Annotated in this window: 1 protein-coding gene; it reads left to right on the top strand. The window is 66.2% G+C overall.

Annotated features, from left to right (window positions below):
• A partial coding sequence (locus QEP11_RS14290; RefSeq protein ID WP_284337326.1) for a type VI secretion system Vgr family protein occupies positions 1 to 840 on the top strand: 840 nt, incomplete at both ends.

Genomic DNA, 840 nt, shown 5'->3' with positions numbered 1-840 from the left:
AGGCTGGCATGCCACCAGCATGGACGGCAGCGGCTACAACCAGTGGCTGGCCGACGATGCGCCGGCCCAAGGGCGCACCCGCCTGGGCTCCTCGCAAACCAGCAGCCAGCTCAATCTGGGACACCTCATTGAACATGCGCCAGACAGCAGCGCACGCGGGGCGTGGCGTGGAACGGGCGCAGAATTGCGCAGCGACGCCTGGACAGTGGTGCGTGCAGGAGAAGGCCTGCTGATTTCTTCAACCGCACAGCCCCAGGCCACAGGCACCGTGCACGATGCCATGGCTGCAGTGGGGCAGTTCCAGGCCGCGCACGACACCGCGCAGCGCATCAGCGACAGCGTCACCCAGGCCCAGGGATTGCCGCTATCGGCCACCGAAACGCTGCAAGACTTGATAGATGACCTCAACCCCCAGGTCAACGGCAAACTTGCGGACAGCCTCAACGGCCAAAGCGCCACCATTGCAGCGCCAGGGCAGCGAGAAGGCAGCGAGCCCGTGCCGGCATTTGCCCGCTCGGCCATGGTGTTTGATGCGGCCAACAGTTTCAACGCAGCCACCCCAGCCAGCGCCATGGTGTACGGAGGCCAGACGCTGCACTGGACCAGCCAGCAAGACTGGCACGCAGCGGCAGGGCGCACCCTGGCCATGGCAGCAGGCAACAGTGCAGGCCTGTACGCGCAAAAGGGCGGCATCAAAACCATCGCCCAGGCCGGGGCCGTCTCCATCCAGGCGCACCAAGGCCCGCTGGAGTGGACAGCCAAGGACAACATCACCATCACCAGCAGCGGCGAAGACGTGCAAGTGCTGGCCCAGGGCCCGATCAAGCTGGCGGCGGCGCA

The sequence above is a fragment of the Comamonas halotolerans genome, assembly GCF_030162935.1.
In the GTDB taxonomy this organism is placed as follows: Bacteria; Pseudomonadota; Gammaproteobacteria; order Burkholderiales; family Burkholderiaceae_C; genus Comamonas; species Comamonas halotolerans.
Note: the sequence above shows the minus strand (reverse complement) of the source record. Positions and strands in the feature narration are given on the sequence as shown.